Source organism: Micromonospora sp. NPDC049089, assembly GCF_040648775.1.
GTDB lineage: Bacteria > Actinomycetota > Actinomycetes > Mycobacteriales > Micromonosporaceae > Micromonospora.
Genome location: NZ_JBEZEH010000352.1, coordinates 1 through 3,395 on the forward strand (window position 1 = coordinate 1; position 3,395 = coordinate 3,395).

At 68.5% G+C, this 3,395-nt stretch carries 5 protein-coding genes; 2 read left to right on the forward strand and 3 right to left on the reverse strand.

What is annotated here, in order from left to right; translation table 11 throughout:
- The first annotated feature begins 96 nt into the window (after window positions 1-96).
- Entirely contained in the window at window positions 97-291 is a 195-nt protein-coding gene (locus tag AB0B48_RS32480; protein WP_357208339.1) for a hypothetical protein, read from the forward strand.
- 203 nt (window positions 292-494) lie between these two features.
- Here AB0B48_RS32480 and AB0B48_RS32485 read toward each other — a convergent pair whose 3' ends face one another.
- Window positions 495-926: a hypothetical protein gene (locus tag AB0B48_RS32485; protein WP_355004660.1), complete on the reverse strand. Its 432-nt coding sequence runs from the start codon at window positions 924-926 to the stop codon at window positions 495-497.
- Between the two features lie 172 nt (window positions 927-1,098).
- Here AB0B48_RS32485 and AB0B48_RS32490 point away from each other — a divergent pair, with 172 nt between their 5' ends.
- Window positions 1,099-1,557, forward strand: coding sequence for a GNAT family N-acetyltransferase (locus tag AB0B48_RS32490; protein WP_357208341.1), 459 nt, complete (start codon window positions 1,099-1,101; stop codon window positions 1,555-1,557).
- Here the strand turns inward: AB0B48_RS32490 and AB0B48_RS32495 are convergent.
- Window positions 1,546-2,760, reverse strand: coding sequence for a cation:proton antiporter (locus AB0B48_RS32495; RefSeq protein WP_355004662.1), 1,215 nt, complete (start codon window positions 2,758-2,760; stop codon window positions 1,546-1,548). The two genes, AB0B48_RS32490 and AB0B48_RS32495, sit on opposite strands and share 12 nt — an antisense overlap.
- A 5-nt stretch (window positions 2,761-2,765) precedes the next feature.
- Window positions 2,766-3,266 carry a TrkA C-terminal domain-containing protein gene (locus AB0B48_RS32500; RefSeq protein WP_357208344.1) on the reverse strand — a complete coding sequence of 167 codons (501 nt, stop codon included), beginning with the start codon at window positions 3,264-3,266 and terminating at the stop codon, window positions 2,766-2,768.
- Window positions 3,267-3,395 lie beyond the last annotated feature (129 nt).

The window sequence follows — 3,395 nt, forward strand, 5'->3', positions numbered from 1 at the left end:
GCCGGATTCCCGGCGCGGTCCGGGCCGCTTCGGTTAGCCTGTCGATAAGGGTCCAATCGGCTTAATCTGGACCTACCGGCATGGCGAGGGGGAGCGATGGCGGAACAGGCGAAGAAGGTGGCCCAGCAGACCGAGGACCGGTTGGAGAACCTGGCCGAAACCGTCCGCAAGAAGTTCGACAAGGTGACCGAGGGGACCTACCGGGACCGGGTCATCGCGGGCCGGTTCGCCGAAAACGGCGACCACGCCGCCGAACGGAGTCAAGCCGAACCAGAACGCAAGCAGGACTGACCGGTAACCAACGTACGGGCCGGGACCCACGGGGGGTCCCGGCCCGTACGCACGCCACGCCCCACGCCCCACGCCCCCCGCCCCCGCGCCCCGCGCCCAATTCCGCGATCTTGCAGTTTGGGATGACGGAATGTCTAGCTTCGCGCAATAGGTCGGAACAGAAAGTGCAAGATCGGCGAAAGAAACGGAGCGAATCCGGCAGTTCAGCCGAGGCGGCGGTTCTCGCGGACCAGGCCGCCCTCGCACCAGTCTCGATAGACGAAGAGGTCCGGTCTGGCCAACAGCACCCGGCCGTTGTGCGCCCAGACCTTCATCAGCTCGTCGCCGTCACGCTCGGCCTGTTCGACGAGCTTGCGGAAGCGGCGCTTGGGATGCGCGCGGAAGTTCGTCCGGATGCCGTCGGCCGCGTAGATGTAGAGGCAGTGCAGCGCGAACCGCCGTGCCGGGCAGGTTGAATCCATCGCTAACTCGAAGAGTGTCAACACCAGCCGGTCGCCGGAGACCAGCAGGTCCCAGTCCGGTGGCATCGACGCCAACGGCACTGAATCGGGCTTGTACGCCCAAGCTCGCAACTCCGCCGGAGTCGGATCGACGGGGTTGGCAAAGCCGTGGAACGTCGACTCCTGCACGCTCACCGGCTGACCTTCCGCTCTCGCCCGCGTTTGGCAACGCTGCCTGCGGACCCTGGCTGCTGGGGCGAAACGGTAACCCGCCGTCGGGTGCTGCGGTAGTACCCGCGAGGAGCAATTCCGCAACCGTTGGCATGGGCGGGTCGGTTGCATCGATGACGCAGCCGATGATGTCCCCATGACCATCCACGTACGACAGTTACAGCGAGGCGCCGAGGCCGAGTTCGTCACGGGGCTGGAGTGGCTTTTCGCCCCTCCCGGTGGCCGTCCCGGGGATTGGGACCGGGATCGTGCCGTCGAGCGGACCGCGCAATTGCTCGCCCACGAAGACGTCGCACTCTTCGCGGCGCGATCGGGTGAAGGTCAGCTGGTTGGTGTGGCCAGCGTCTACGTGGACATCCTCTCGGTGCGCTTCGGCCGTCGGGCTTCGATCGAGGACCTCGCTGTGCACCCCGAGTGGCGCTCCCGGGGTGTCGGCTCCAGCCTCCTGACGGCGGCCAGGGCATGGGCGCACGAACACGGTGCCGACTACGTCTTCCTGGAGTCCGGCCTCGCCCGGACCGAGGCGCACCGCTTCTACCTCCGCGAGGGTGCGACCCATGCGGCCGCGGCGTTCAGGTGGACTTCAGTGCGGTGAGTCGATGACCGGGGCCGGCCCCCGCCGCTGCGCCGCCGCGCGGTTGCGCAGCCACCGCTTGAACCACGGGAAGTCCGGCAGCCGGGCCAGGATCGGCCCGGTCACCACGGTGATCAGGACGTACGTCGCGGCCAGCGCTGCCAACCGCGGCTCGACGCTCCCGGCGGCCACCGCGAGACCGGCGATGACGATGGAGAACTCACCTCGGGGTACGAGTGCCAGGCCGGTCCGCCATCGACCGGGTTCGGCGATGCCGACCCGACGGGCGGCGAGGTAACCGGTGGCCGTCTTCGTCGCCATGGTGATCACGGCCAGCGCGAGCGCCGGCAGCAGCACCGGCGGAATGTCCTGCGGGTTGGTGGTCAGGCCGAAGAAGACGAAGAACACAGCGGCGAACAGGTCCCGCAGGGGCGAGAGCAACTCGGTGGCGTGGTGCGCCACCGGGCCGGAGAGCGCGATGCCGACGAGGAACGCGCCGACCGCCGCCGACACCTGAAGCGACGCGGCGATGCCAGCGATCAGCAACGTCAGACCGAGTACGCCGAGCAGCAGCGCCTCGGGGTCCTTCGCCGACAGGGCGGACGAGATCAGGTGGCCGTACCGGATGGCGACCACCAGCACGATCAGCACGGTGCCCACCGCGACGGTGAGCGCGATCCCGCCGCCGAGCAGGCCGGTGCCGGCCAGTACGGCGGTGACGAGTGGCAGGTAGAGCGCCATCGCCAGGTCCTCGATGACCAGCACCGAGAGGATCACCGGGGTTTCCCGGTTACCGAGCCGGCCCAGGTCGGCGAGGACCTTGGCGATCACCCCGGAGGAGGAGACCCAGGTGATGCCGCCGAGCACCAGGGCGGCGACCCAGTCCCAGCCGAGCAGCAGGGCGAAGGCCGCGCCGGGCAGGGCGTTGAACACGCCGTCGATCAGCCCGGCCGGGGCTGCCGAGCGGAGGTTGCCGACCAGTTCGTTGGCCGAGTACTCCAGGCCGAGCATCACCAGCAGCAGGATGACGCCGATCTCGGCGCCGACCGCGAAGAACTCCTCGCTGGCGGCGAGCGGAAGTAGCCCGCCGTGCCCGAACGCGAGCCCGGCGAGCAGGTAGAGGGGAATGGGCGAGAGGCCGAAGCGCCGGCTCAGCCGGCCGAGGAGGCCAAGCAGCAACAGCAGCGCACCGACTTCGATGAGCAGCGTGGTGAAATCGTGCATCCGCCTCAGCCGTCCGGGTCACTGTCGGCGAGGATGGCGGACACACCGTCGAGACCTCTGCGGGTCCCGACGACGACCACCACGTCGCCGGCTGCGAAGCGGAAGGAGGGGAGTGGCGAGACGATTACTTCGCCTTCGCGCAGCACCGCCACGATGGAGGCGCTGGTGCGGGTACGCGCCTTGGTGTCGCCGAGCTTCCGGTTGACGTACGGAGAGCCGGCCGTGATGGCGATCTGCTCGGTGAGCAGACCGGCGGCCTGCTCGCGGAGCCCGGAGAGCTGACCGAGCATCAGCGACGCGCCGAGGATGTCGGCCAGAGCCTCAGCCTCGTCGTCGGTGAGCGGAATGTCCGCCTGGCAGGCATCGGGATCGTCGGGATCGTAGAAAACGAGATCACGGCGGCCATTGCGATGGGAGACGACGCCCAGGCGGCGTCCGGACTCCGTCACCAGATCGTGACGTACCCCGATCCCGGGTAGGGCGGTCTGCTCGACACGTACTCGCACCAGCCAAGGCTACCGCTTGATGAACAATCCGCAGATCTTGGACGGTCACCGGTCGTCAGACCAGGCCCTACGCAGCTCAATGGCCGTGATCGACTCGGCTCTCATGATGTCGCGGTGTCCGGGTGGTCC

Bases quoted from the DNA above. Each gene is read 5' to 3' on its own strand.
- AB0B48_RS32480 (WP_357208339.1), top strand. From the start codon at position 97: ATGGCGGAACAGGCGAAGAAGGTGGCCCAGCAGACCGAGGACCGGTTG.
- AB0B48_RS32490 (WP_357208341.1), top strand. From the start codon at position 1,099: ATGACCATCCACGTACGACAGTTACAGCGAGGCGCCGAGGCCGAGTTC.
- AB0B48_RS32495 (WP_355004662.1), bottom strand. From the start codon at position 2,760: ATGCACGATTTCACCACGCTGCTCATCGAAGTCGGTGCGCTGCTGTTG.